Origin of the sequence: Spirosoma spitsbergense DSM 19989 (genome assembly GCF_000374085.1) — a bacterium.
In the GTDB taxonomy this organism is placed as follows: domain Bacteria; phylum Bacteroidota; class Bacteroidia; order Cytophagales; family Spirosomataceae; genus Spirosoma; species Spirosoma spitsbergense.
The window spans coordinates 21,733-45,384 of record NZ_KB893551.1; the positions used below are offsets into that span (position 1 = coordinate 21,733).

A 23,652-nucleotide genomic window follows, 5' to 3' on the forward strand; every position below is an offset into this window, starting at 1 on the left:
CTGGAGTTACGTAGTGCTTACTCCCCGTTCGTTGAACGCTATACAAGCACCTATACGCTACATAATTTAGTCAGCATGTACCCGACTGGTTTCCTGTTCCGACTGGCCAAAATAATTTCAGTCTTTGCGGTTGGTGTTATGGCGTTGCTGGTGGTAATCGGCAACACGACCGATTATTACACCAATTACCACTTTGTAGAACACGTCATGAAAATGGATACCGTCTTCCCCGACAGTGCTATCCATAATCGTACCATCGATAACCCGGTTCTTTTTCACGCGGGTTACCTTCTGATTATCGGGCTGGAAATGGGGATGGCCTTTTGCTGTTTGACAGGGAGCTGGAAACTGGTTACCCACTTGAAAAAGGATGCCCAATCGTTCCACGCGGCCAAGAACTGGGCCGTTGCCGGGTTACTTGTGGGTATTATTATCTGGTTTTTTGGTTTCGAGGTCATTGGTGGAGAATGGTTCGCTATGTGGCAAAGTACCACTTGGAACGGCTTGGGTAGTGCTGAGCGTATTGTCAACTTTCTGGCTTTTACCCTGATTCTGCTGCATCTGAAGGATGACCTGTAATGGGAGAGCTAACCGGTGCCGATGACTTTCTCATATCCCTATTTGTCGGCAAGTAAGCCACAACCCGTACTTTTGCCGGTGCGATGCGTTATTTTCTTGAACTGGCTTACAAAGGAACACACTACCACGGCTGGCAGCGGCAGCCCAACGGCCTGAGCGTACAGGAAGTACTCGAAACCGCCCTGACTACGGTACTCCGCCAACCCATTGCCCTAGTGGGGAGTGGCCGGACCGATGCGGGCGTTCATGCCGCGCAGCAATTTGCCCACCTCGACCTGGATGCCCCCCCGCCCGAACACCTGCTCCGGTCGCTCAATAGCCTGATACCGTACGATATAGCGGTGTACGATTGCTTTCCCGTCCGTCCTGACGACCATGCCCGCTTTTCGGCTACGTACCGCTACTACCAGTATCACATCAGTCGCCGGAAAAACCCGTTTCAGCAGGGCATGACGTATGTTTTTACATTACCTCTGAACGTAGAGGCTATGAACGAAGGGGCTGCCATTTTCCTGAAACATACAGATTTTGAAAGTTTTAGCAAGATCAAAACCGATGTCAAGACATTCAACTGCCGCATCGATAGGGCTGTCTGGGAACAGAAGCCGAACGGCGATTTAGTCTTTCATATTCAGGCCAACCGCTTTCTGCACGGCATGGTCCGGGCCATAGTGGGCACGTTGCTGGACGTAGGGCAGGGAAAACGAAGCGTCGCCGATGTAGCGCGCACCATCCTGGCCCGCGACCGGAAACAGGCGGGCCGGGCCGCACCCGCTGCGGGGTTGTTCCTGACGGAAGTGGGCTATGATTTTCTGACACCTGCATGAGCAAGCTTCCGGTTACTTCACTGACACGGGTTTTGTGGGGTCGATGTGGAACCACAGCAGCGCACTCACCAGCAGGCAGCCCGCAATCATGAACAGGGGGTAATTGAAGTTTTTGGTTTGCTCCACAATGATACCAAACAGGATGGTGATGAAGAAACCACCCAGTTGCCCGGCAAAATTCATCGAACCCGCCACCGTACCGGCATTCCGCTGGCCAATGTCGACGCACACGGCAAAGGCAACGGGCAGAGCCAGGTCTTTCATCAGCACGCAGGTTGCCAGCAGGTAACCCGCCATTTGGTTATCCTCAGTCAGGCCCGCCAGCAGGAAAAATAAGCTCGACAGTCCCAAACCCGTTACGCCCACCGCCCGGCGACCAATTTTCAGTCCGTAGCGTCTGGTCAGCACATCGCTCAGGCCACCGCCAACCAGACAGCCGATAGCACCCAGAAAATAGGAGAGGGAAATGAAATTCTTCGTCTCGTCTTCACTCAGCCCGCGCCCTTCCTGAAAATACACCGACGACCAGTTGGTGAAGAAATACGACCCGTAAAAGAACAGATGGCACATGAGCATCAACGCCCACAAATCGGGGTTGCGGATAATGGTTGTCCAGGGAATGCGGTGGTCGCTTGGCTTAAGGTTTCGACCGGTTTCAATTTTTGCTACTTCGGCACTGGTGATGCCTGGCATGTCGGCTGGTTCGTCCCGAAACCAGGTGTACCAGCCAATGGCCCACAGCACACCTAGTATCCCCAGTAAGCCGAAAGCCCACCGCCACCCCGCCCAGTGTACCAGCGGAATGACCAGCAGGGGCGTTAGGGCACCGCCCAGTCGGCCGGCAGCCCAGATCACCGACTGCGCCCGGCCCGTTTCTACCGCCGGAAACCAGCGGGCAATCACGATAGACGCATTGGGGTAGGCACCCGCTTCGCCCGCGCCGAACAGAAACCGCACAACGAGGAGGGAGACAAAATTGAACGCCAGACCAGTCAGGGCCGTAAACCCCGACCACCAGAACACGACCCGCGTCAGTACGCGCCGGGGGCCAAGGGTATCGCCCAGCGAACCGGTAGGAATTTCAAACAACGCGTACGACAGGGAGAACGCACCCAGAATCCAGCCAAATTCTTGATTGTCGAGGTGTAAATCCGCTTTAACGTATTTACTGACGACGTTCATACAAACGCGGTCGAGGTAGGTGATGGTGGAGAGCAGGAATAAACCGGACAGCACACGGTAGCGAACGTTCATAGGGGGTACTGAATGGACAAAGAAGGAAAATTCAAAAATAGGTACGAATTCGACTTTCTACACCGAACGGACTGCTGTACTTTTACAGCATGTCAATTGTAACCATCGCCCCCCTGGCTGAAAGCCTGCCCGCTTTTCTGGATGCGCACGATTTTTCGGCCATCGCCGTCATCGCCGACAACCATACGTTCCGTTTCTGTTACCCCAGTCTGAAAGAAATGCTCCCGAAGCACACGCTGATCAGAATCAAGGCCGGAGAGGAACAAAAGCACATCGCTACCTGCGAACTGATCTGGGATGCCTTTACGCGGGCCAACTTCGACCGGCACGCGCTGGTGCTGAACCTGGGCGGGGGCGTTATCGGGGATATGGGCGGATTTTGTGCCGCTACCTACAAGCGGGGTATCAGTTTTGTACAGCTACCCACCACCTTGCTCGCGCAGGTGGATGCCAGTGTGGGTGGTAAGCTGGGTATCGATTTCAACGGCTTCAAAAACCACATTGGGGTGTTCAAACAGCCAAACGCCGTTTTAATCGACCCGACCTTGCTGGAAACCTTACCGGAGCGTGAACTACGGTCGGGCTTTGCCGAAGTGATCAAACACTGTCTTATTGCGGACGGCGCCATGTGGGACGAAATCCGACGGCGCGACCTCGATGAACAGAACTGGCCTGCGCTGGTAGCCCATTCCGTAGCGATAAAACAGTGGGTGGTGGAACAGGACCCGACCGAACAGGGAATCCGCAAGATTCTGAACTTCGGCCATACCATCGGGCACGCCGTTGAAACCTATTTTCTGACGGTTCCGCGCTCGGGTCAACTCCGAAAGCGGCTCCTGCACGGCGAAGCCATTGCGGTGGGGATGCTGGCCGAATCATACATCGCGTGTCATAAGAAGATGATTGACGAAATACTGTTGACGGAAATCGAAGAGTATCTGTTTTCCGTATATGGAAATGTACGACTAACGGAAGCGGATACGGAGCCGATTCTGGCCTTGACCTTACAGGATAAGAAGAATCGGGGTCGGGAAATCCGCATGTCGCTGCCCGACGGGACCGGGAGTTGCGCGTTCGATATACCGGTTACTGCCGCCGAAATGCGTAAGGGCCTGGAGTTTTACCGGGGCCTCAATAAATAACAGATTATTTGGCGATATGGTATTGCTTGCCAAACAATTACAATTATATTTGAGTTGAATCCAAGTGGATTAGTACTTATTTATCAACCACAATTTTCTATTGAAAAACTCTTTACAATCGTGAGTATGAAAAAGTGCATCGGAGTATTGTGTATGCTGGCCGTTGTTGCTATGGCGGGTTGCTCATCGAGCAAATTGTTTGTAGAGCACGATTATAGCTACGAAGGCCATTTTAAAAACTATGAGTCCTTTAATTTTCTAGAGTGTGAATTTGTTGATTCCACGCTGCTATGCTCCGATATCCAGGATGCAATCCGGCATCAGATGGAAGCACGGGGTTACCGGGTAAGCAATCGGAGCCCGAACCTGCTGATTTCATACAACATCTTCCGGTCCGATCTTCGGTTCCGGGGCTATCAGCAGCCCGTTATTAAAGACTGGGTGCTGCGCGAAGATGATGAAGCCACCTACAAGCGTATTGATTATAACCTGGATGAAGGGACCCTGATGATTTCACTCATCGATGCCGAGTCCTATCAGGTAATCTGGAAGGGATACGCGTCCAAGATGATGCGCAACCAGAATTTCAAAAACAACTACTTCAAAGGGATTGTCCGGTCCATCTTTGACCAGTATCCTCTCATGGCAACGGCGCGGTAACGCGGCCACTGGCTTATACGTAATTTCAACAGGCGAGGCATACAGTCTCGCCTGTCTTTGTTTTATCGCTGCCTGAAAAGGGCCTGTGAATCTGCCCGTCCTTATGTTTACCCGGCCATCTCGGGGGAGACCGCTATTGAGGGTGCAATACGTTAAGGGAAAACTGCTATCCTGTTACTTCTCCCGTTCCAATGGCTTCAGAGTTGGTTATTCCATTATCTTTACAAAACTGTATGCACGCATACCATAGGAAAGGGACATGGAACAAACGTATCGATCTTTATCACTATCGGAGAAGGATGGCGTCATGACGGCTTCGTTGCTGGGGCCCGGTAAAGGCAACGCCATGGGACCGGAGTTCTGGGAGGAACTACCCGGAGCAATGGACGAGCTCAACAGGCTGTCGCACATCCGGTGCCTGGTTTTTCGGGGTAGTGGCGACCATTTCAGTTACGGGCTCAACCTGCCTCAAATGATGCCCCGCCTGGGGAAAATGACCACCGGCACTGTTCTGGCTGAGCAGCGGGTGGCACTGATGGAGCAAATCCGGCAGATGCAGTCTGGTTTTCAGAAAATGCATGAGTCGCCCAAACCAGTCATTGCGGCCGTACATGGCTGGTGCATTGGTGGTGGGGTGAACATGATAGCCGCAGCCGACATCCGGCTTTGCTCCCGCGATGCCCGATTCAGCCTGCGCGAAGCCAAACTGGCCATCACGCCCGATATTGGCGGGCTCCAGTTTTTGCCCCACATTATCGGGCAGGGATTCACCCGCGAAATGGCCTTCACTGGTGCGGACTACGATGCCGCTTTCGCTGAACGCATCGGGCTGGTCAATCACGTGTACGATACCCCCAAATTACTGTTCGAAGCGGCTGATACGCTGGCCCATCAGATTGCCGGCAATTCGGCTTCGGCGGTGCAGGGTGCCAAGCGGGTACTCAATTACGGGCTGAACAAATCCATTGACGATGGCCTGCAATACGTAGCGGTCTGGAACTCAAGCCAGCTGCAATCCGACGATTTCTCCGAGGTGATGCAGGCTACACTGGAAAAGCGAAAAGCAGAATTTAATAAAAAATCAAGCCGAGGCTATTAATTTAATGATAGAATGAGTGAATGACAGAATGAGTGAATAGCTGACGCGTACTCATTTTATCATTCACTCATTCTATCATTCACTCATTAAATATGATGACGACTGGAATGCTGCGCGACGACGCGCTCAAGGGGAAAACCATTATTGTAACCGGGGGTGGAACGGGCCTCGGCAAATCCATTAGCCGGTATCTGCTCCAACTGGGTGCCAACGTAACCATCTGTAGCCGTCGGCAGCACGTGATCGACGAAACGGCCAAAGAACTGATGGCCGAAATGGGACGGTCCAGCGTTTTGGGGGGCGATGGGGCGGGGTCCGGCGGTTTGGGGGAAGTTCTGGCCGTGCCCTGCGATGTGCGTAACCCGCTGGAGATTGAAAACGTGATGGCAAAGACGATTGAGAAATTTGGCCGTATCGACGGACTGCTCAATAACTCAGCCGGTAACTTCATCAGCCCCACCGAGCGACTGTCGTACAAAGCCTTCGATACCATCGTGGACATTGTACTGCGGGGGACGTACTATTTTACGCTGGCCGTCGGGAAATACTGGATTGAAAACAAAATTCCCGGCACCGTACTGAACATCTCGACCACCTACGCCACCACCGGGTCCGGCTATGTGGTTCCTTCGGCGGTAGCCAAAGGCGGGGCACTCATCATGACGAAGTCGCTGGCGGCCGAGTGGGGCAAATATGGCATCCGGCTCAACGCGATTGCGCCCGGCCCGTTCCCGACTAAAGGAGCGTGGGACCGGCTCTTTCCCGAACCTCTGGCGAGTATGATGGACCCTACCAGCCGTATTCCCCTGCACCGGGTGGGTGAACACGGCGAACTGGCCAACCTGGCCGCTTTCCTGCTCTCCGACTACTCCGGTTACATCACCGGGGAAAGCATCACCATCGACGGGGGCGAGGTACTGATGGCAGGGGAGTTCAGCCACCTCGAAAACGTAACGGAAGAGCAGTGGGACATGATTGGGAAAACCATCAAACAGGCGAATAAAGAGAGTAAGAAGGAGTGATTTTTTTAATGGAAAATGAACAATGAATAAGGGGTGATGTAAGTCTGCCCCGTCTCGCCATTATTCATTTTACATTACCCATTATTCATTGATTTACGCACTTTTACCCGGTAAAAACTGTTCTATTTACGGACTAAAACACGTTAAAATGCCAAACTGGTTTCTTGGAAAAATCCGCTATCAACAACCCATTGACGACGCAACCGTCGGGACTCGAAACGAAGAATTTATCAAGCAGAAAACGGTTACCGAAGCGTATCTGGTTGATGCCGTTAGCTATACCGATGCCGAAACCCGGCTATATCAGGAGATTGCAGCCAACACCCCGGATTTTGAGATTACGGACATTTCGCGCATGAAACTGGCCGATGTTTTTCACACCGAAGATGGGGGCGATATCTGGTTCAAGGTAAAGGCCATGTTCATTACGGAAGATGAAAAAACCGGCAAGCAGAAAAAAACGCCCAGCCTGATGCTGGTCAATGCTCACACCCCCAAACAGGCGTACGAACAGATTGAGGTGAGTTTGAAAACTGCCCTCGACCCTTTTGAAATCACGGATGTGAACATTACTAAAATCCTGGATATATTTCCGTACAATGAGGAAGAGAAGCGCAACCTGCGGCCTCTTAGTGAATTGGTATCGGCTGAGCCGGAAGCGGAAGCTGCCTGACCCCCTTAGTATACAGCCGTTCCCTAAAAGAACGGCTGTATTTGACGAAATTCCTCATTTTCAAGCCTTAAAAGTTGCGCTGAATGTATTCAATGCAGATATTTGCCCCATTATGAAGCGCACCCTGTTCCAATTTCTTAACCTGATGATGGCCTGCGTCGTACTGCTGAGCAGTACTGGCTTCGGGTTGCTGGAACATTCGTGCCACATGCGCGGCAAGAAAAAGATGATGGTTGTCGCCTTTACCGAAAACAGTACACAGCCTGGTTGCGCGTCGGATACCCAGCCTGTTGCAGACGATCGGACTACCGTTAAAAAGGTAGAGTGTTGCTTGGATGAACAGCACTACGAGAACATCGACATCTCTTCGTCACTGAGTCAGTTTGTTGCCAAACTGGTCAAGATCCTTACCGAATCCGTTCTGACGGGTATCGTGACGGTATTTACCTGGCTTGTAGACTGGGTTTTTGCTGAAGATTCGGCATCGGTTTCCGTTTTCTCTCCTCCGCCTTCGCCTTCCGGGCGTACTATTCTGACGCTCATTCAGAGCCTGCTGATTTGATTTTGTTGATTGATATGACTGCTCAGTGTCCTGTACGACACTGTTTTTTGGCATTTAATCTATAATCAATAAAATCATGCGTTTTCTTTCAATACCTATCATCCTGCTACTCAGCGGGGGCTATTCGTCTGTTCTGGCGCAGGCCGATTCAACCATAAAAACCAGTCCACAAGCCGTGCTTCGGGGAACCGTAGGCGAACTGATCGATGGCAAACGCGTACCCCTCATTGGGGCAACGGTCCTGTGGTCAGGCTCCACAACCGGTACCATAACCGACGCTGACGGGCAGTTTCAGTTAGCCATACTGCCTGGTTATACGGAACTGATTGCCAGCTATGTAGGGTATAAGCCCGATACGATAACCATTGCTGACCCGGCAACTGTACTGATGCTAACGCTCCGTAGCGAGCAGACACTACAGGAAGTGACTGTTTCGGGGGCACCGGGTCAGATGGACAGAATGAACACTATCCAGACGGAATTTATCAATCAGCGTACCCTGGCCAAAGCGGCCTGCTGCAATCTGTCGGAAAGTTTTGAGACCAATGCCTCCGTAAGTGTGTCGTATAGTGATGCCGTTACGGGGTCAAAACAGATTCAGTTTCTGGGATTGGGGGGGCAGTACGTACAGACCAACGTCGAGAATATCCCAACCGTGCGTGGACTGGCTACTACCTTCGGCCTGAACTACATCCCCGGTACCTGGATAACGGGTATCGACGTGGGGAAAGGAGCCGGGTCGGTGGTAAACGGCTATGAGTCGATGAGCGGTCAGATGAATGTTGAGTTGCAGAAGTCGGACGACGAGAACAAGCTCTTCCTCAATGGCTACGTGAATAGTTTCGGTAGGGTAGAGGGTAATGCCAACTGGTCGAAGCCACTGAGCAAAAAATGGAGCATGGGCGTGCTGGGTCATGCCAGTACGATGCGCACCGAACTTGACCAGAACAACGATGGGTTTCGCGATTTGCCGCTTTATACGCAGCTAAACGCGGTAAACCGGTACAAGTACAGCGGGGAACGATTTATGGCGCAGTTTGGCGTGAAGGCCCTGTACGAAGACCGGGATGGGGGGCAGCTATCGCGGTTCGGCGCTTCCCGGTATAGTTTTCTGAATACCACCAAACGGCTGGAGGTGTTCTCCAAAACGGCCAAACTGTATCCTGATAAACCGTATAAAGGATTAGGGCTAATCCTGAACGGCGTACACCACGAGCAAACGGCCCGCTTCGGTTTTTCGCCGTATAACGGCCTGCAGCAGACGTTCTACGCCAACCTGATCTATCAGAGCATAATCGGTACCACAAACAACGCGTTCAAGGCCGGACTGAGTTATTTGCTGGACGATTATCGGGAACAGTTTCGGGCTATCAATACGGCCCGTACCGAATCCGTACCGGGGGCGTTTGTGGAGTACACCTATACTTATCCCGAAAAGCTGACGCTGGTGCTGGGTGGCCGGTTTGATTATCATAACCTGTTTGGGGCGCAGTGGACACCACGGGCACACCTCAAATATACCGTGAACAACAACGTTACGCTGCGGGCTTCGGCCGGGCGGGGTTTCCGGACGGCCAACCCATTCGCCGAAAACTTCGGCTATCTCGTCAGTTCGCGGACCGTTTCCCTAAGACAGCCATTGCAGTTTGAATCGTCGTGGAACTACGGGTTAAGCCTGACGAACGATTTTTCACTGCTGGGTAAGAAAGCGTCGCTGGTGCTGGACTACTACCGAACCGATTTTCAGAACCAGCTCATTGTGGATCTTGAACACCCCGGCGAACTGTATTTTTACAACCTGGCTGAGTCGGGCGGAAAAGGCCGTTCGTTTGCCAATAGTTTCCAGGCCGAATTGAACGTGCAGCCCGCTAAACGCCTGGAAGTGAAAGCTGCTTACCGACTTTTCGATGTGCAGCAAACGATGGGGGCCCCCTTCGGCGAGGAACGGCTTTTGCCGAAAATGATGGTGAGTCGGGATCGTGTACTGCTCAATGCGGGCTACGCGCTGCCCTACGACAAATGGAAGTTCGATGCCACACTGCAATGGAACGGTCCCCGCCGGATTCCCTACCTTAGCGAAGGTTACGTGCATACCGGTTACCAGAACATGCCCGTAACGATAGCGCCCGGATTTTATAACCTCAATGCTCAGGTTAGCCGGGCTTTCCGCAGTGGCATGGAGATTTATCTGGGGGGTGAAAATCTGACGGGTTTCCGGCAGCTAAACCCAATCGTTTCGGCAGAAGACCCCTTTGGCAGCCGATTTGATGCTGGTTCGCAGGTCTGGGGCCCGATTACGGGTCGGATGGTGTACGTAGGCGTTCGTTTTAAACCCCAGCGCTAATGATACTCATAATTCGAAATATGGTGTGCGACCGGTGCAAGCGGGTGGTGCGCGAGGAACTGGAAAAGCTGTCTATTGTTGTTCTTGATATTGAGCTGGGTGAGGTGATCATTGATTCGCTGCCTGCCGGACTAACCCTGGACGAGGTGCGACTAACGCTGCAAAAAGATGGCTTTGATTTAATCGACGATAGAAAGCAGGTGGTGGTGGAGCAGATGAAAGTGATTCTTATCAATGAAATTCAACACCTGAAAGGAGAGCGGCTGCCTACAGAGAATTACTCTGCTTTTCTGGAACGGAAAGTAGGGTACGAATACTCGCACCTTAGCCATTTGTTTTCAACCAGCGAAGGGCAGACACTGGAAAAGTATATCATTGCATTAAAAATAGAGAAAGTGAAAGAATGGCTTCGCTATAATGAACTGACCCTGAGTGAAATTGCCTGGCGGTTAAGCTATAGTAGTGTTCAGCACCTGTCTGCCCAGTTTCGGCAGGTGATGGGGCAAACGCCCAGCCAGTTCAGAAAAGCCAATCGGGTAGAACGGCGTAACCTGGATACTATTTAATCTGTAGCGAGAACTGGCTGGTAACGGCATTCGCTCTTTTGTAGTATGTTTACGCCCTATTTGATTAGTAGTAGAATTGTATGGCCAACCCTGTTAAACGTCTGCTGGGGAAATTGACCAGACTGCTTCTGAAGTCGTTTCGCCTTGAGTTATTATCGAAGGAAGAAACCGTTGTTTATCTGAACAACTTTCAGATAGATAATAACTCGCAGACGTGTATCGAATTGCCCGATGTTCCCAATCAGTCAGACGGTAACAGGCTCATTTTTACCCGTACGAATGCTGTTACCCACCCTGCCTACGTCTGGCATGTTGATGATACCACCCAAACCACTCAACTACCGTACGGGGGTATACGGGCGAATGGTAAAATGCTGTGTACTGACTTCCAGACCTTCCATTTGGTTAAAAATTTCCTCGGTAGCCAAAAGCGAACCGTCGTTACATATGACCTGTTACTCGCTCCCTGGAGTCATTTTTCTGATGGAATAATATTTGGCGGGTATTACGATTTTGTGATGCTGGTAGCGGCAAAATTATGCCGGATGAAGGAGGCATTGCTGCCCGAAATAGTTGCCAAAGCAGTCATTTCCTATCCACTCTTCCAGACGGCCTATGAGCAGGAATTTCTGTCCCTGATTGGGATTGCACCCGACCAGGTTTTTGATAGCCGCACCCACGATGTTCGGTTTAAGGAATGCGTTCTGGGTAATAGCGGGCATTGGTTCTACCCGAACCCGGCTGATATCAGGGCACTAAAAAAACAGGTAGAAAAACAAATACGGGTTCAGCCATCCGCAAAGAACCGTATCTATGTAAGCCGTGCCGGACGTAGGCGGGTCATCAATGAAGCGTCGCTGATTGACCTGCTCAGGAAGTACGACTTCACTGTTGTTGAGGATAAGCCCCGATCCGTTACGGAACAGGTAGCTATTTACAAAAACGCGTCCTTCATTTTGGGACCACACGGTGCCTCCTTTACCAATATTATCTGGTGTGAGCCGGGTGCACACCTCTTCGAACTCTTCGCACCTACCATGATCGTCGACCATTTTCGGTACTTATCCCGGATCATGAACATGAATTATTCGGCCTACCACCATGTACTGACGGTAAGTAATAAAAAGAAGGCGCTGGAGGAAGATATCTTCATATCTATTCCGGATTTGGAACGATGCCTGGATGAACTGCTGGGCAAGCCTGAAGCAGAAGGAACGGATTTGTAAACATTAACCGGAATTATATAAAAACTCTATGCCCTTTCAGGCGTTATTTTGGTACACCCAAAACGGGGAATAGCACTCAACTTAACGACTACTATGGAAACCATGACTACGACTAAGCATGTCGATACCTGTTTCGACTGCGCCAAAGCCTGCGAAGCCTGTGCAACGGCCTGCCTGGAAATGGGCGACAAAGACGGAAAGGGCCACGATATGACGGCCTGCATTAAACTGTGCCGCGATTGCGCCGACATATGTACCCTATGTGCCCGACTAATGGTGCGTGGATCACAATCTATGGCCTCTTTTATGAAGGTGTGCGCGGAAGCCTGTGAAGCCTGTGCCGCCGAGTGCGAAAAACATGCTGACCATAATGCCCACTGCAAAGCCTGCGCCGAAGCCTGCCGCGCCTGCGCGGCAGAGTGCCGCCAGATGGCGGACTAATCAGTACCAGGAAACCACCATTCCTGCCTTAAAGAAACTAATTCATAGTGTATAAAGATGTCGTATTTACTCACCCTGCTTGTTTTTCTACTATCGCTGATTCATTCCCCGGCCAAGGAGGAAAAATTGATTGGCGCAGGCATCCATCCGTCCGTGGCGACCGATCCTGCCGGGGTTGTACATGTTGTTTATGGCCGGAGTGGGGTAATTTATTATGCCACTTCGCGTGATGGCGAAACGTACAGCGAGCCGGTTCGGGTAGATAGTGTGCCGGGACTGCACCTGGGTGCTTCACGCGGTCCGCAAATTGCGGCCACAGCCACATCGGTGGTGATTACGGCCATCGACAAAACGGGGAATGTGTGGGCCTATTCGCTGAACCGCGCTACGGGGAAATGGCTGCCACGGGTGCGCGTTACCGACGTTCCCGACATCGCCAAAGAAGGATTCGTATCCCTGACGGCCGGACCGGGTAACACGTACAACGCAGCCTGGCTCGACCTTCGGGGGGATAAGCGCAACAAAATTGTCAGTGCTCATTCGGGTGATGGCGGGCGAACCTGGTCGGCTAATCGGATTCTGTATGAGTCGCCGGCCGGTACCGTTTGCGAGTGTTGCCAGCTTTCGGAGGTAAGCCAGGGGGAACACGTAGCGATTATGTTCCGCAACTTTCTGGACGGATCGCGGGATATGTATCTGATGGAATCGACCGATGGCGGTAAAACGTTTGGAAAAACCCGCAAGCTAGGCGAAGGGACCTGGAAACTCAATGCCTGCCCCATGGATGGTGGGGGGGTATTCATGACCCCGAACGGGGCTATTTCGACCGTATGGCGACGGGCCGATACGCTGTTCACTGCCCGGCCCGGCCAGCCGGAAACCGCATTGACAACCGGGAAAAATGCAAAAATCGTTACAACACCCAAAGGCAATTACATCGTGTTTCAACGGGAGGGCCAAATCTGGACCATCACCCCCGACCAGCCAACTCCAGCCGCTATGTCTCCCGGAGGTTATCCCAAACTAACATGGCTACCCAACAATCGGGTGCTGTGTCTGTGGGAGCAGGAAGGTGCCATCCGCGCCCGGATTATTGGCTGATTGCCTGATCAACAACGTTATGAAAAACATCATTTTATTAGTGTCACTGAGTCTACTGCCTTTAGTGGCAGTTGGCCAGCACGAACACCATGAAGGCATGAGCATGCCAATGAAGGGAAAAGCCATGGCTGATTCGGCCCGACCGATGAATCATTCCATGCATGGCAATATGGGTGAAACGCATCAGGGTATGGCTATGGATAGCTCATCCAACGACTCAATGGCCATGCCGAACTATGGCCTTACCATGGACCCTTCTATGCCGGGCATGACCCACTCGCTGTCGCGTAACCTGCCTATGAACCGCAACGGTTCGGGTACGTCCTGGCACCCGGACAACACCCCCATGTATGCCTACATGAGTCAGCCATCGAACAACAAGTGGAGCTATATGCTGCACTATGCCATCTACCTGCGCTACACCAGTCAGAATTTTACTAACACCGATAAACGGGGGAGGGGGCAGCAGTTTGGCGTGCCTAACTGGTTTATGGGTATGGCCCAGCGCAAAGTAGGGAAACGTGGCCTTTTTCAGGTACGGGCCATGATTTCGCTCGATGCGCTCACCGTTGGTCCGGGCGGCTATCCGCTCCTGTTCCAGACGGGCGAAAGTTATAGAGGGCAGCCGCTGATTGATAAACAACACCCGCACGATCTGTTTTCGGAATTGTCAGTTAGTTACAGCCACGCCTTCAGCAAAGACATCGATCTGTTCGGGTACGTTGGCTACCCCGGCGAACCGGCCATGGGGCCACCGGCGTTTATGCACCGGATTTCGTCGTTCAACAACCCCGATGCTCCCCTGGGTCACCACTGGCAGGATGCGACGCATATTTTGTTTGGGGTCGCCACGGCAGGATTCCGCTACAAATGGGCAAAGGTGGAAGCATCCAGTTTTACGGGTCGGGAACCCAACGAGAACCGATATAACTTCGATAAACCCACGTTCGACAGCTATTCGTACCGCCTGTCGGTGAATCCATCGCCGTCGCTGGCGTTGCAATTTTCGCAGGGATTCATTCATAGCCCCGAAGACCTGCATCCCGAAGAGGATGTAACGCGCACCACGGCCTCTATTTTGCACAGCAAAGGGCTGGGGCCAAACAGCTACGTTACATCGGCCTTTGTGTGGGGGCGCAACAGCCACCAAGCGGGCGAAGGCGAAAACTCGTTCCTGGCCGAGAGTAGCTGGCAGATAAACCGGACGGCTGTCTACGGTCGGTTCGAGAACGTAACGAAATCGGCGGAGGAACTGGCCCTGATTCCGTCTGACAGTGGCTTTCCGTACAATGGGCCATCCGAACTTACCATCAATAGTCTTACCCTGGGTATCAATCACCGGTTGGCACAGGTTCACAATACTGACTTTGTGCTGGGTGCTCAGTTAACGGGGGCCGCACCCACCAAAGCCCTGCAGCCTATTTATGGGAACATGCCCTTGTCCGGTGAAATTTATCTGCGCCTGTCGCCGAGCCTGATGACCATGCGCAGTATGAATCATTCAGGGCATGGTGGTATGGGTAATATGAAAGGCATGCGTCACTAAAAGTCCCGCTGAAGGGGCACCAATCCAATCTTATTTTCGTTAGTTAATCATCGTAAACCATTGACCACTATGATACGCAACCTGTTTTTGACCACCCTGACCTCACTTATTCTCCTGGGGAATGTGTTTGCCACGGCCTCCCTGCGCGACGATAAAGACAAGGAGGTGAAAATAAAAACATCCGCCATCTGCGGTATGTGCAAAGCCCGCATCGAGCGGAATCTAGCCTTCGAGAAGGGTGTAAAAGAGTCCAGTCTGGACGTGAAAACGAAGATTGTAACCATCAAATATAATCCCGACAAAACGGACGTTGCCAAACTGAAGGCAAATATCAGCAAAACTGGTTATGACGCCGAAGAAGTCCCTGCCGATGAAGTGGGGTATAATAAACTACCCAGTTGCTGCAAGAAAACCAGCAGCATGGACCATCAATAGGTTAACCTGGTACATATGCATTATAGCCCGGCCCGAAACAACGTTGTTTCGGGCCGGGCTATGTTTTGGGGTGCCATCAATAGCCTCTTTCTGTTATATCAGGTAGAATTTTCCAATATTTGCCCGTTGTCAGATAATCCCCATCACCGAAACTGAGCGACTGGTAAAGCGGCTGGAGGCTTGTGGGAGCCCGGCACAATTTATCCGGCTGGAAAACAAAGGACATGGAATTCAGCATGTATACGAAGACCCTGCCCACTACGAATAGTTAATGAAACAACGCAGATGATGTACGAAAACTCGCTGGACTTTGCCCGGCAACTTGATGCCGATGACCCTTTGCGGCCCTTTCGCGACCGGTTTCATATTCCCGAACAGGGTGGTAAACCGCTCGTTTACCTGTGCGGAAATTCGTTGGGATTACAACCTAAAACTGCCCGGGAAGCCCTGGAGCAGGAACTGGATACCTGGCAAAACCTGGGCGTTGAGGGGTGGTTCCATCCGTCGGAATCAACGGGGCAACCCTGGCTTAGCTACCACGAAAGCTGCAAGGCAGACCTGGCTCAGATAGTGGGTGCGGAGCCATCGGAGGTGTGCCCCATGAATGCCCTGACCGTTAACCTGCATCTGCTGCTGGCCTCCTTTTATCATCCGACCGAGAAGCGCACAAAAATACTGACGATCAAAGGGGACTTTCCATCGGATCAGTACGCGCTGGAAACGCACGTCAGACACCGTGGCCTGAACCCCGCCGATACGATCATTGAAATAGGCCCCCGTTCCATCGACGGGCTCATCCACGTTACCGATATCCAGCACGCGCTGGCTGAACACGCCGATGAACTGGCCCTGGTCTGGATGAGTGGCCTGAACTATTACACGGGGCAGTTGTACAACATGGCGGCTATTACCGACACGGTCCGGCAACACTGCCGCTTTCGGGAGGACATACCGATTGGTTTCGACCTGGCGCACGCCATCGGTAACGTACCCCTGCGATTACACGACTGGGGTGTCGATTTTGCTACGTGGTGCTCGTATAAATACCTCAACGGTGGTCCTGGTGCCGTATCGGGCGTGTTTGTCCATGAAAAGCACCACGATCAGCTGCTGCCCCGACTGGCAGGCTGGTGGGGGTACCGGGAAGACGAGCGGTTTGCCATGACACCCGGTTTTGTGCCCGCACCCGGTGCCGATGGCTGGCAGGTGAGTACGCCCAACATCCTGGCCATGGCCCTGCACCGGATCTCGCTCCGCATCACCGCTGAAGCCGATATGACGGCCCTCCGGCAGAAAAGTCAGCAGCTAACGGGTTTTCTGGTCTATATACTGGCTCCCTTTACCGACATTCAGCTACTAACGCCCGATGACCCGAATCAACGGGGTTGCCAGCTTTCCCTGCTGGTTCGTAAAAATGGGAAAGCTCTGTTTCAGCACCTGACCGAACAGGGTATTATTGGCGACTGGCGCGAACCCGACTGTATCAGGCTGGCCCCCACGCCCCTGTACAATACGTTTGAAGACGTTTGGCGGGTAGGAGAGGCTCTGACGCAGTTTTATCGGATGGGTAAAGAAGGGGCTTAAAGCAGTCGGGCCGTGTCAGTTGTTGACACGGCCCGACGAGGCTGGTTTGTGGTGTGCGCTGGTGACGTTATCGCCATCCGCCACCGAGTGCCCGGTAGGTATTGACCGTGGCATTCAACTGCCGCATTCTTGTCTCTACCAGTTCCATCCGCGCTTCCAGCACGTCGCGCTGGGTTAGCAACACCTCCATATAATCGGCACGGGCGGAGGTGAACAGTTTGAGCGAGATATTGGTCGACCGTACGAGGGCATCCACCTGACTGCTTTTGGTGGTGTACTTTTGCTGTAAGTTGTTAATGTTCGACAACTGGTTAGCCACCTCGATGTACGCATTCAGTACCGTTCGCTGGTAGTTATAAACGGCCTGTATCTGTCGGGCACTGGCAGAACGGTATAGGGCCGTAATCGCATTTTTGTTGATCAACGGACCTGTCAAATCGCCTAGCAGCGAGGCCATTAAGGACTGGGGTAGGTTGAGTATATACAGTGGGTTGAAAGCCATTACCCCCAGTGAAGCGGAGATATTCAGCGATGGTAAGAAATTGGCCCGCGCCACGCCAACGTCTAAGTTAGCCGCTTCCAGATTCCGCTCGGCCTGCCGGATATCGGGCCGGTTTTCAAGCAGTTGCATTGGTACTCCCGCCGACATTGCATTGGGCACCAGGTCGTTGAAATCCTGGGGATTTCGGTCAACGTGCTGCGGAAACCGACCTATCAGGAAATTAATCCGGTTTTCCCGCTCCACAATACTCTGCTGAATATCGTACTGCAGGCTTTTTGTTTTGAGCACCTCGGCTTCAAACCGGCGCACGGCCAGTTCGGTTACTTTGGCGGCTTCTTTCTCCTGCCGGGTTATAGACAACGCATTGTTAAGAATAACCAGGTTCTGCTGGATAATGCTCAGTTGCGTATCGAGTGATAGCAGTTCGTAATAGTTGTTGGCGATTTCGGCAACGATGTTCGTTACCATGAAATTCCGTCCCTCCACGGAGCCAAGATAACTGGCTATCGCCGATTTTCGGGCGTTGCGCAGCTTGTGCCAAATGTCGACTTCCCAGTTGGCAAACGCACCGAAGTAGACATTGGGCAGGACTTCGGGCGTTTCTATGCCGGGTTTTATGTCCGTAACGGCATCGGCCGCTCCCTTGCTGGTGTACCGGGATACTTTTTCAACGCCGGCCCCGCCACCCAGACTGACCGAAGGCCGGTAGGCCCCGGCCCGGGCGAACACCTCGTTGCTGGCAATCTGGATTTCCTGCGTCGTGATGTTTAACTCCTGGTTATTGTTCAGGGCCGTATCAACCAGGGCATACAGGTATGGGTCGGTAAAATAATCCCGCAGGGATAGTCGGCCCGTGTTAGTCGAGTCCTGCGAGCCATAATAACTCGCCGGCACCGATTTGTTTACTGATCGTAACGCTATGCGTGGCACAGTACAGCCGCTAAAGAATAGGGTAATAAGTATTATCCCTACCCAATTTATTTTTCTATTCTTACGCATTGTCTTCAACTTCTTCAGGTTGTGGGAAAGTGTCAAGTGAATGAACCAGATTTTCGGTTAATGAACCATCCTCTTCGTCTTTAATCATCTTTCGACCATCGGCCAAACTGGCAAATATATAGTACAGGCCGGGTATTATAATGACCCCAAAAATGGTTCCGAACAACATACCCCCCATGGCCGAGGCACCAATGGTCCGGTTGCCAATAGCACCAGCACCCGTAGCACGAATCAGCGGAATCAGACCCGCCACAAAGGCGAATGAAGTCATCAGGATAGGTCGGAAACGAACCTGCGCCCCTTCGATGGCTGCGTTTAGAATGGTTGCGCCCTGCTGGCGTTTCTGAACGGCAAACTCGACAATCAGTACGGCGTTTTTACCCAGCAGACCAATGAGCATGATGAGTCCGATCTGGGCGTAGATGTTGTTTTCCAGCCCCATCAGTTTGAGCAACAGGAACGAACCAAATACCCCAACCGGCAGCGAGAACACGACGGCTAGCGGAATGATAAAGCTTTCGTACTGGGCAGCCAACACAAAGTACACGAAGGCCAACACGATCAGGAACACATACAGCGACTCATTACCGCGGATGGACTCGTCGTAGGATAGCCCTTCAAACGCAATGTCGTATCCTCTTGGTAATGTCTTGGCGGCTACTTCCCGAACGGCCTGTATCGCATCGGCAGTGGTGTAACCCTTGGCCGGTTGCCCCTGAATGGCGGCCGAGTTATACAGGTTGAACCGGGTAATTTCATTCGGCCCCTGCCCCTTTTTAAGCGTCATAAAGGCCGAGTAAGGTACCATTTCACCCTGGTCATTTTTGACAAAAAGCTTTAAAATATCGGAGGGTAACTGGCGGAAAGAAGGGTCGGACTGCACGTACACTTTGAAGAACTGATTGAACTTAATAAAGCCCTGTTCGTAGGTACTGCCAATCATAATATCGAGGTTTTCCATCGCTTTTCCGATGGTTACCCCTTTCTGCATGGCCAGTTTGTTATCAACCTCCAGTTCGTACTGCGGATAGGTAGCGGCAAAGAAGGTGAACATACCTGCCAGTTCTTTCCGCTTCCGCAGGTCGTCCATAAATTGCTTATTGATTTTATCGAAACCCTGGTAATCCGTTTCGAGGGTTTTGTCTAATAAGCGCATCGAGAAACCGCCCGACGTACCGAATCCGGGAATGGCCGGCGGCTCGAAGAATTCGACAATGGCTCCAAGTCCTCTCGATTTCTCCTCCAGTTCGGCCATTATCTCCTTCACATTTTGTGTGCGCTCCGACCAAGGCTTCAGGTTGATCAGACAGGTACCGGCGTTGGAACCCCGACCTTCGGTCATGATCTCGTAACCAGCCAGCGATGATACGCCTTCTACGCCTTCCACTTTTTCGCAGATTTTCTGAAGCCGCTGCGCTACCTGGTTGGTTTGTTCCAGCGTGGAACCGGGCGGGGTCTGGATAATACCGTAAATCGTGCTCTGGTCCTCGTTCGGAATAAAACCCGATGGCAGAATCTGGCTCTCGTAGAATATGCCCACGCAGAAGGCCAGTAAGATGGCAAACGTAACTACCCGTCGGCTGACAATTAAGCGCAACAGACCGACGTATTTGCCGGTGACTTTTTCAAATCCACTGTTAAATTTATCGAGTGCTTTGGTCAGCAGGTTTTTCTTCTTCTCGTGACCATTATGGTTTTTCAGCAGCATAGCGCACAAAACCGGAGTAAGCGTCAGGGCGATGAGGGCCGAAATCACAATGGCACTGGCCATCGTAATGGAGAACTGCCGGTAGAAGGTACCCACCGGACCTGACATAAACGAAATGGGCAGGAACACCGATACCATCACCAATGTAATGGCAATAATAGCTCCGCTAATCTCGCCAAGCACTTGTTGAACGGCCTTAAACGGCGTTATATTTGGATGCTCCTCCATCTTGGCGTGTACCGCTTCCACCACCACAATGGCATCATCGACCACGATACCGATGGCCAGCACAAGCGCGAAGAGCGTCACTAAGTTGATGGAAATACCAAAGAACTGAATCACAAAAAACGCGCCGATCAACGATACCGGAACGGCCAGAATCGGAATCAGCGTGGATCGCCAGTCACCAAGAAATATAAATACGACTAAGGCAACCAATATGAACGCATCCCGTAGGGTGTCAACTACCTGCTCAATAGACGCGTCCAGAAATTTAGATACGTCATAGCTAATTTTATAGTCCATTCCCGGCGGAAAGGATTCTTTCATCACCTCAAGTTTCGCTTTTACGGCTTCGATTACGTCACTGGCATTCGTGCCGTAGTTCTGCTTCAACACGATAGCCGCCGACGGGTGACCATCGAGGTTGGAGTAAATATCGAAGAATTCACTGCCTAACTCGGCCCGGCCTATATCCTTCAGGTGGATACTTTCGCCATTTGGATTGGCTCGTATAATGATATTTTCGTACTCTTCGGGTGTGTTGTACCGGCCTTTATAGGTCAGCACGTATTCCAGCGACTGGGCTTTTATGCCGGAACTCTGACCAATCCGTCCCGGTCGTCCCACCACGCTTTGCTCGCCAATGGCATCCATCACGTCCTCTACCGAGATTTTATACGCCCGCATCCGGTCAGGGTTGAGCCACACACGCATGGCGTACCGGCGGCTACCTAATATCTGCGTCCGGGCTACCCCTTTGGTCCGGTTTATTTCCGGAATCATCTTCACGGTAGCGTAGTTGAACAGGAACTTTTCGTCCATGTTCTTTCCCTTGGCGTAGAGGTTGACGTACATCAGCATACTGGGCTGAATGGGCGTAATGATAACCCCTTCGCGCTGTACCAGCAGGGGTAAAAGCGGCATAACCTGGTCCACCCTGGTTTTCACCCTGATTACCGCGACGTTGGGGTCGGTGCCCGGCTCAAAAATAATCCGCAGGGTAGCCTCCCCCGCACTGGTGGCATCGGTAGCGATGTAACGCATGTCCTGCACACCATTGATAGCCTGTTCCAGCGTAATCAGCGTAGATTTAACCAGTACGTCGGCACTGGAGCCAGGATACGCGATGAATATATTGACGGTAGTCGGAGCAATATCTGGGAACTGAGAAATAGGTAATTGCTTGATCGCCAGCATACCCACAAAAACTATCATGATTGATATCACAATAGCAAATACCGGTCTGTGAATGAATTTTGTGAACATGTCTTTTGCTGTTTAGACTATCTGATTATTCGGCGTACAGATTTAAGTTGGAGAGGACCTTGGCAGGCTTCACGAAGGTGTACTTTATCTTTTCGTTTTCCTTAACCTGACGTAAGCCCTCCAGCAGGATCTTATCATTTGCATTCAGACCGGATTTAACCACAAAAATGTGCGGTATTTCCGAAGCTAAGGTGATTTCCCTTGATACGACCTTATTGTCTTTATCAAGCACAAAAACGTACTTCTTTTCCAGCACTTCAAACGTACATTTCTGTGGAATAAGCAGCGCATTTTTAAGCGGTACAGTCATTTGAATATTACCCGTTTCGCCGTGCCGTAACAGACCGTTTGGGTTGGGGAAGGTAGCCCGGAAAGCAATATTACCCGTTTCGTTGTTGAAGTCGGCCTCAATGGTTTGCACAACACCCGGATACTTGAACATTTCCTGGTTGGCCATCATAAGTTTCACGTTTGTCAGGTTTTCGGACTTCGTTTTATCCTTGAAATTCAGGTATTCGGCTTCCGGCACGTTAAAATACACCCACATCTTACTATTGTCAGACATGGTTGTCAGCAGGTCACCCTCATTAATGAGACTACCGAGCCGTACCATGAAGTGATCCATGATACCATCGAAGGGAGCGCGAACTTCGGTAAAGCCCAGGTGAATTTTGGCAACCGATACTTCCGCATTAGCCTTGTCTAATTTGGCTTTGGCCAGGGCAAGTTCATTTTTGGATACGATGTTGCTGTCGGCGAGTGCTTTGGTGTTTCGGTACTCAACGTTAACGAAATTGGCTTCGGCTTCTGCCTTCTGGAGTTCGGCCTGGTATTGAATTGGCAGAATCTGGAACATAAGCTGTCCTTTGTGAATGTATTTACCTTCATCCACAAAAATCTTCTGGAGGTAGCCCTTTTCCAATGCCCGTACTTCGATGTGCTGATAGGCATGAATCTGGCACACATAATCACGGGTAACCGTCGTGTCTTTTCTCAGTGGGCTGGTAACCAGGTACTTGTTTTCTTCTTCTTTTTGTTCTTCTTCTTTTGAGCAACTGGTAAAACTCAATAAAATACAAAAGCTCACAACCATGAGCGTGAGGATTTTCTTCATCGTTATCTTGTTTTTTTTAGTGGTAAGCATCGGGTTGTATCGATTGATAAAAGGGTACTGAGTGGTGAGACTATGTGTGCTATTATTTTGACGTGATGCCCTGAATAGCAATTTTTTTGTCGGGAGGTGCGTTGGGAAGCTTCGCCAGGCGGTTAATCAGGCTGTCTTTCTGCTCGTTGGCTCGCTTACAGTCGGAGAGTTGCTCCTGCCAGACCAGAATATCTACGGGGTTGACCGAATTGCCTGATTCGTATTCGTAAACACCAGGCTTATCCCGTTGCTCATAGAGCAGAAAGCCATTGAACAGGAGGGAAAGAACCAGTGCCAGCCCGAAGCCGTAGAGTAGGATCGAGTCGGACTTCCGAACGGGAAAATTCCGGCGTTGCATAGCGTGTATCTTTGTTTATCGATACAAAGCAAGCACCGTGACATTAAAACGACGTGAGAAGGAAATTAGAATATATTAGAAAAGTTTAAGATGCCCTCTTCCTGCTTCGCTGTACCCTGAATTTGTAGCTGGAAAAATCCTATAAAATACCCTTTAGAGTAAATTAATTTCCGTGGAAAATAGGCTTTGTTACCCGACAACAAGTAAAGCAGGATGGATTAGAATGGCAGCCAGCCGGCACACCGGTAGTTTTTGCGTAACCAGCTGCCTGCCTACTAATTACGGATGATTTTAGCCTGCTTTCTTCAGGTCTGATAATGGTCAGACATCCTGAAAAACAATTGTTTCGGGCGGAATTAGTCAGTATCATTACTACCTGGATGAACTCCAAA

21 protein-coding genes are annotated in these 23,652 nt (G+C 51.4%); 16 read left to right on the forward strand and 5 right to left on the reverse strand.

All coding sequences use genetic code 11. The annotated features are described in order from the left end of the window. The first annotated feature begins 75 nt into the window (after positions 1-75). Positions 76-579, forward strand: a complete 504-nt coding sequence (locus B157_RS0117700; RefSeq protein ID WP_020604648.1) for a DUF2165 family protein — start codon at positions 76-78, stop codon at positions 577-579. 83 nt (positions 580-662) lie between these two features. Further along, positions 663-1,406 (forward strand): tRNA pseudouridine(38-40) synthase TruA, encoded by a 744-nt coding sequence (gene truA / locus B157_RS0117705; protein WP_020604649.1) that lies wholly within the window; start codon positions 663-665, stop codon positions 1,404-1,406. Positions 1,407-1,418: 12 nt separating this feature from the next. Here the strand turns inward: truA and B157_RS0117710 are convergent, their stop codons facing one another. Next, positions 1,419-2,660, reverse strand: a complete 1,242-nt coding sequence (locus B157_RS0117710) for an MFS transporter (RefSeq protein WP_020604650.1) — start codon at positions 2,658-2,660, stop codon at positions 1,419-1,421. Between the two features lie 89 nt (positions 2,661-2,749). On the opposite strand from B157_RS0117710, the gene aroB reads away from it, so the two are divergent. The 14 genes from aroB to kynU all read left to right on the forward strand — a co-directional run bounded on the left by aroB (position 2,750) and on the right by kynU (position 17,061). After that, complete coding sequence (gene aroB, locus B157_RS0117715) at positions 2,750-3,802, forward strand: 3-dehydroquinate synthase (RefSeq protein WP_020604651.1); 1,053 nt, start codon at positions 2,750-2,752, stop codon at positions 3,800-3,802. Positions 3,803-3,928: 126 nt separating this feature from the next. Next, positions 3,929-4,462 carry a DUF4136 domain-containing protein gene (locus B157_RS0117720; protein ID WP_026308777.1) on the forward strand — a complete coding sequence of 178 codons (534 nt, stop codon included), beginning with the start codon at positions 3,929-3,931 and terminating at the stop codon, positions 4,460-4,462. A 259-nt stretch (positions 4,463-4,721) separates the two neighbouring features. After that, on the forward strand, positions 4,722-5,561 hold the full coding sequence (locus B157_RS0117725; protein WP_020604653.1) for a crotonase/enoyl-CoA hydratase family protein: 840 nt from the start codon (positions 4,722-4,724) through the stop codon (positions 5,559-5,561). A 95-nt stretch (positions 5,562-5,656) separates the two neighbouring features. Beyond that, a complete protein-coding gene (locus B157_RS0117730) occupies positions 5,657-6,583 on the forward strand; it encodes an SDR family oxidoreductase (RefSeq protein ID WP_169521755.1) in 927 nt (308 codons plus the stop codon). Between the two features lie 148 nt (positions 6,584-6,731). Continuing rightward, positions 6,732-7,256, forward strand: coding sequence for a DUF4494 domain-containing protein (locus tag B157_RS0117735; RefSeq protein WP_020604655.1), 525 nt, complete (start codon positions 6,732-6,734; stop codon positions 7,254-7,256). Positions 7,257-7,368: 112 nt separating this feature from the next. Then, entirely contained in the window at positions 7,369-7,818 is a 450-nt protein-coding gene (locus tag B157_RS0117740) for a hypothetical protein (protein WP_020604656.1), read from the forward strand. Between the two features lie 76 nt (positions 7,819-7,894). Then, positions 7,895-10,162 (forward strand): TonB-dependent receptor, encoded by a 2,268-nt coding sequence (locus B157_RS0117745; protein WP_020604657.1) that lies wholly within the window; start codon positions 7,895-7,897, stop codon positions 10,160-10,162. After that, positions 10,162-10,728 carry an AraC family transcriptional regulator gene (locus B157_RS0117750; protein WP_020604658.1) on the forward strand — a complete coding sequence of 189 codons (567 nt, stop codon included), beginning with the start codon at positions 10,162-10,164 and terminating at the stop codon, positions 10,726-10,728. The genes B157_RS0117745 and B157_RS0117750 overlap by 1 nt, the downstream gene beginning before the upstream one ends. An 80-nt stretch (positions 10,729-10,808) precedes the next feature. Next, the gene (locus tag B157_RS0117755; protein ID WP_020604659.1) at positions 10,809-11,954 is read left to right on the forward strand and encodes a glycosyltransferase family 61 protein; all 1,146 of its coding nucleotides are present in this window, start codon (positions 10,809-10,811) and stop codon (positions 11,952-11,954) included. A gap of 93 nt (positions 11,955-12,047) precedes the next feature. After that, positions 12,048-12,395, forward strand: coding sequence for a four-helix bundle copper-binding protein (locus tag B157_RS0117760; protein ID WP_020604660.1), 348 nt, complete (start codon positions 12,048-12,050; stop codon positions 12,393-12,395). 57 nt (positions 12,396-12,452) lie between these two features. Further along, complete coding sequence (locus B157_RS0117765) at positions 12,453-13,496, forward strand: sialidase family protein (protein WP_020604661.1); 1,044 nt, start codon at positions 12,453-12,455, stop codon at positions 13,494-13,496. A 19-nt stretch (positions 13,497-13,515) separates the two neighbouring features. Next, on the forward strand, positions 13,516-15,042 hold the full coding sequence (locus B157_RS35595; RefSeq protein WP_020604662.1) for a hypothetical protein: 1,527 nt from the start codon (positions 13,516-13,518) through the stop codon (positions 15,040-15,042). Positions 15,043-15,111: 69 nt separating this feature from the next. Continuing rightward, the gene (locus B157_RS0117775; protein WP_020604663.1) at positions 15,112-15,477 is read left to right on the forward strand and encodes a heavy-metal-associated domain-containing protein; all 366 of its coding nucleotides are present in this window, start codon (positions 15,112-15,114) and stop codon (positions 15,475-15,477) included. Positions 15,478-15,762: 285 nt separating this feature from the next. Beyond that, on the forward strand, positions 15,763-17,061 hold the full coding sequence (kynU, locus tag B157_RS0117780) for a kynureninase (protein WP_041952172.1): 1,299 nt from the start codon (positions 15,763-15,765) through the stop codon (positions 17,059-17,061). A 67-nt stretch (positions 17,062-17,128) separates the two neighbouring features. On the opposite strand, the gene B157_RS0117785 is transcribed toward kynU, so the two are convergent. The 4 genes from B157_RS0117785 to B157_RS0117800 form a co-directional block, all read right to left on the reverse strand. Continuing rightward, the gene (locus B157_RS0117785; RefSeq protein WP_026308779.1) at positions 17,129-18,562 is read right to left on the reverse strand and encodes a TolC family protein; all 1,434 of its coding nucleotides are present in this window, start codon (positions 18,560-18,562) and stop codon (positions 17,129-17,131) included. Further along, complete coding sequence (locus B157_RS0117790; RefSeq protein WP_020604666.1) at positions 18,555-21,758, reverse strand: efflux RND transporter permease subunit; 3,204 nt, start codon at positions 21,756-21,758, stop codon at positions 18,555-18,557. Before B157_RS0117790 ends, B157_RS0117785 begins: the two co-directional genes overlap by 8 nt. A gap of 25 nt (positions 21,759-21,783) precedes the next feature. After that, the gene (locus B157_RS0117795; RefSeq protein ID WP_026308780.1) at positions 21,784-22,872 is read right to left on the reverse strand and encodes an efflux RND transporter periplasmic adaptor subunit; all 1,089 of its coding nucleotides are present in this window, start codon (positions 22,870-22,872) and stop codon (positions 21,784-21,786) included. Positions 22,873-22,954: 82 nt separating this feature from the next. Next, positions 22,955-23,260, reverse strand: a complete 306-nt coding sequence (locus B157_RS0117800) for a hypothetical protein (protein WP_020604668.1) — start codon at positions 23,258-23,260, stop codon at positions 22,955-22,957. Between the last annotated feature and the right edge of the window lie 392 nt (positions 23,261-23,652).